The organism is Kitasatospora sp. NPDC049285 (assembly GCF_040678815.1).
GTDB lineage: Bacteria > Actinomycetota > Actinomycetes > Streptomycetales > Streptomycetaceae > Kitasatospora.
Window position 1 is genome coordinate 1 of record NZ_JBFAQR010000126.1, and the last position, 4,372, is coordinate 4,372.

The 4,372-nt window shown below is 61.1% G+C and carries 4 protein-coding genes; all 4 read left to right on the top strand.

The features are described from left to right. The coding region (locus tag AB0K51_RS34580) for a polymorphic toxin-type HINT domain-containing protein (protein WP_363462225.1) at positions 1-1,708 on the top strand (1,708 nt) is incomplete at its 5' end. A 6-nt stretch (positions 1,709-1,714) separates the two neighbouring features. Then, positions 1,715-2,176, top strand: a complete 462-nt coding sequence (locus tag AB0K51_RS34585; RefSeq protein WP_363462227.1) for a hypothetical protein — start codon at positions 1,715-1,717, stop codon at positions 2,174-2,176. Between the two features lie 465 nt (positions 2,177-2,641). Beyond that, the gene (locus AB0K51_RS34590; protein WP_363462229.1) at positions 2,642-3,691 is read left to right on the top strand and encodes a polymorphic toxin-type HINT domain-containing protein; all 1,050 of its coding nucleotides are present in this window, start codon (positions 2,642-2,644) and stop codon (positions 3,689-3,691) included. Beyond that, entirely contained in the window at positions 3,672-4,073 is a 402-nt protein-coding gene (locus tag AB0K51_RS34595) for a hypothetical protein (RefSeq protein WP_363462231.1), read from the top strand. The genes AB0K51_RS34590 and AB0K51_RS34595 overlap by 20 nt, the downstream gene beginning before the upstream one ends. Positions 4,074-4,372 lie beyond the last annotated feature (299 nt).

A 4,372-nucleotide genomic window follows, 5' to 3' on the forward strand; every position in this document is an offset into this window, starting at 1 on the left:
CGACGAAGCCACCTACGACCCCGCCACCGGCCTCTCCGGCACCCGCTACTACCCCATGCCCAATGGCATCACCGCCGTCCGCACCGGCGCCACCATCCTCAACTATCAGATCTCCGACCACCACGGCACCGGCACCATCGCCATCGACTCGGCCACACTCCAAGTGACCCGCCGACCCGCCGACCCCTTCGGCAACCCCCGCGGCACCCAACCCACCACCTGGGCAGGCGACCACGGCTTCGTCAACGGCACCAAAGACGACACCACCGGCCTCACCAACCTCGGAGCCCGCGAATACCAACCCACGCTCGGACGATTCCTCAGCCTCGACCCGCTCCTCGATGCCGGCGACCCGCAGCAGTGGAACGGCTACGCCTACAGCAACAACGACCCGGTCAACCTCAGCGACCCGACGGGCCTGTATCGAGTAGAAGGCCAGGACGGCGGCAGCGACGGGACCCTGGCTCCGGGAACAACTGGAGAAGTCCCCTGCGACCAAAGCGAGGCCTGTAAGCACTGGCAGGAGCAGATCGATCAGGGCAAAAAGATCACCACAACAATCCTGGACCAGATCCCGCAGGACCGCCTGAAGAAGTTCCGCGATCACCTAAAGTTGATCATGAAGGAGTCTCCCAACGACTGGAATGTGCCAGGAACCAGCGCATACGCGGCGCTGCAGAGGTATGCCGATGACGCCCTCTACGGCCCACTGACCCTGAAAGACCTCTGGGACGGAGCCAAGGGAAGCGTCGCCGGACTCGTCGTCGGCCTCGTCGGGGTGGCGCTCTGCCCGGAATCAGGGGGAGCAGGGTGCGCCCTGGCCGTCGGCGCAATGGCCGGATTCGCCTCGCAATGTGCAACCAACTGCTCCGACAAGGAAGCACTGGCGCTCAGCACAGTGGCAGGCGCCGCCACCGCCTACGCCGGGGTGAAGCTCGGAGGGGTCGGGGTCAAGGTCAGCGGCTGTAGCTTCTCTCCCGACACCCCCGTGCTGCTTGACGATGGTGAGACGAAGCCCATCGGTGACATCGCCATAGGCGATCACGTCGAGGCAGGCGATCCCACAACCGGCGAGCACGTTGGCAGTCGGGAGGTCACGGCACTTCATGTCAATCACGACGACGACCTGATCGACCTCACCGTCAGCACCCCTGACGGCAGGTCCGTGGTCGTCCACACGACTGCACGGCACCCGTTCTGGGACGACACGCAGAAGAAGTGGGTCCCGGCTGGGAAATTGACGAATGGCGACGCGCTGGAAACGTCAGCGAATGCCCATGCGTACGTTCGGGGCGTTGCACTCGTGAACGGCACCGCAGACATGTTTAACCTTACTGTCGCGGATCTTCACACGTACTATGTACTGGCAGGTACCACGCCAGTACTGGTTCACAACATCAACTGCAATCTATTTACTGGGGAGGGCTGGCAACACGTGCTGAATGAGCACGTAGATGGAAGTCCAGGAGTGACACCGGGGAACACAACCTTCTCCAATTATGTTGCAGACCTGGATGAAATTGGGGAGTTGATTGCGGAAACTGCAAAAACGCCAGGGCGGCCGAATTATCCCGATGCGGCCGGGCGCCCTCGCGACGGAACAGTTCACACGCACGATTTCGGCTACCCCGTTGGATCTCGAGGTGAAACTAGCGTCGAAGTTGTCCTCAATCCAGACGGATCCCTACGTACCGCCTATCCAAGGTAATGGCAAATGGAAAAAATTTCTCTGCATTGGAAGATGGCGCGGGCCAGCGGCTCGGCGGACCTAGTTCTACAGTTTCCGCGAGAGACCATCGAAGTACACACCACATACATTGGTGATGGTCTCGGTTCGGTGGTGCAAGCAGCCATCGACCTCCGACTGGGGTCAAGCTCGGCAACAGCCTTCCTTCCTGCTGAGCCTGCGGGCACCTTCCTTTTCCTTACAGGAGCAGACGAAGAGGCATACTTGCAGGTCGTCCAATTCGCGGACATGGAATCAGAGTCCCGCCGCTGGGGCGGCGGGAGTCTGCGCTGGTGCGGCCGGGTTGACGTCCGTGCATTCATTCGCAGCGTGGTGGCCATGGCTGACGACGTGCTGGTTCAATGCGGCAGCACTGCCGGATATTCAAAAGCATGGGGTGGAATCACCTTCCCGATTCGTGAACTGGAGACCCTCCGGCGAGAGTCGTGACCCTTGTGCACTCAGCAGCTAGGCCTGAAGGGCTCTCTGAGTGGCTGTTCTGAGGGAGTTCGGAATGCAATTGACGCTGCTGTAGCGCTGCGCGGCTTCTAGATGCCGTTAGCGCAAACCTGAAGGCCCATCAGGCAGTGCCTGATGGGCCTTCAGCGGATCTTGACGGCAGTAGTTGACGGTAACTCGGCGGACGGGCGCAGCGCAAAGGGGTGGCTCGTCGCAGGGGTGTTGCAAGTCCGGTGATCTTATAGGAGTCCCGGCGAGCGGGCGCGAGACCGAGCATAATCCCTGTCGATTAGTCAATGCGGCCAAACCTCAACCAGCTGAGGCCGTGCAGCTCGTCAAGGCAAGAAGGGATTTTGGGATAAGGTCACCGAGCTGGGATCCGGACTCGCCGGCTATATCCCCTCCCTCTACTCTTCGAGTCGCGGCTGCATCTGGGAAATGTCATGGGTATCATGCATGGACGCAGACGCCAAGACTCGCGCGCTAAATCCTATGGATCCGCACAATGCTATGGGAATCATTGGGGATATCGGGGAAATCTATAATGGGTGCAGCGAGGGCAGGCCGGGCGAGGCAAGTGGGCAGGCGACATTCTCTCTGCTCCAGTTTGTCGGAACTCGAGGTGAGGGCGGGGCGGTAGCTGGTGCGGTCCGCTCTGCGGAACGGGCTTCCCTACTCGATGGTCTGCGATCCCTACTGCGTGGCTGCCGGAACAGCTTCCCGGCCGGCACCCTAGTCCTCCTGGCCGACGGAACCACCAAGCCCATCGAGCAACTCGCCCTAGGCGACCAGGTCAAGGCCACGGACCCCGAGGACGGCACCACACTGCCCGAAACCGTCACCAACACCTTCACCACCCCCGACGACCACGAGTTCACCGACGTAGTACTGGCCGACGATTCCGCCTCCGGCGGAGTCTCAACGACTCTCACATCGACCCAGCACCACCCCTACTGGGACGTCAGCACCCAGCAGTGGACCGACGCCGCCGAACTCAAAGCAGGCGATAAGGTCCGCACCGATACTGGCAGCACCCTGACAATCGTCAATGTCACCAACTACGCCACTGGCCCAACGACCGCCTACAACCTCACCGTCGCAGACCTTCACACGTACTATGTGCTGGCTGGCACTACCCCGGTCCTTGTGCACAATATCGACGAGGGAAGGCTCTGTGATCTGACCCTTGGTCCCGGATTGAAGGGGCAGACGGCTGAAGGAGTCAGTGCTGAGCGCGGCGACAAGGCCCTTCCGCACGAACAGAAAATAATCAACGAGTTCGGCGACAGGAATGGGTGTGCAGCCTGCGGGGATCCTGTTTCCGGATATAAGGATGGGCACTGGACCGGCGACCATAATCCCCCTTACAAGGTCAGCCCCAATGGACCCTGGACTCTCTATCCGCACTGCAAGGCGTGCTCTTTGCTGCAAGGCGGAGTAGTTAATGGACTAGGACGAGGATGGTATGATTTTCCAATCTTCAAACGTGACATCCCTGGGGGATGACCTGCACGGGGCCGCTGTCGCCAGGTTCGCCCATGGCCTGCTGGTGGCGTCGGCCCCGGACAGCACGGATGCACACGACGCCTGGGATCCCTCGGTCGACCCGATCCATGCTGGTCCGGATTCCCTGTATATCTCGGTTCAGCAGGCGGCCAGTGGCCCTGTCAGTGTGGTCTGTGTGGCAGGGCCGCGTGTACCTGACGGGCTTAATATCCTCTTCTCGGGTGAGATTAATCTGCCGCAAGCGAGCTTGGCGATCTATGATCCGAATGGCACGGTCAATCTCCAACTTCCCGTGGATAGGAAGCTGAACCGGATTGAGGTCTACGGGGATGACCCGGACGAGTCGTCGGAGGTCGTCATCGTGCTCTCGGAATTGAGCTGATAGTCGATTCCGGGTTGATCGCCCTGTGATATTTCGGATGCCCCGCCAGTAGGTTCTGGTGGGGCATCCGCCGTTTTACTCCAGCTGTAGTTCGCGATCAGGACGAGTCGCTGCTCACGGCCCGTAGACGAGATCCGCACCGCCACTGGCCTCAATCAACCAGGACAACGAACCACTGCCGGCAGGACTGGCGGGACATCTCCACCGTCGTCGGCTCCCTCGCATCACCGAGCCAGCTCGCCCTGACCGCGACCACCTCCGGCCTGGAGGTCCTCGCGTTCTCCGGCGGCAAGCTCTGG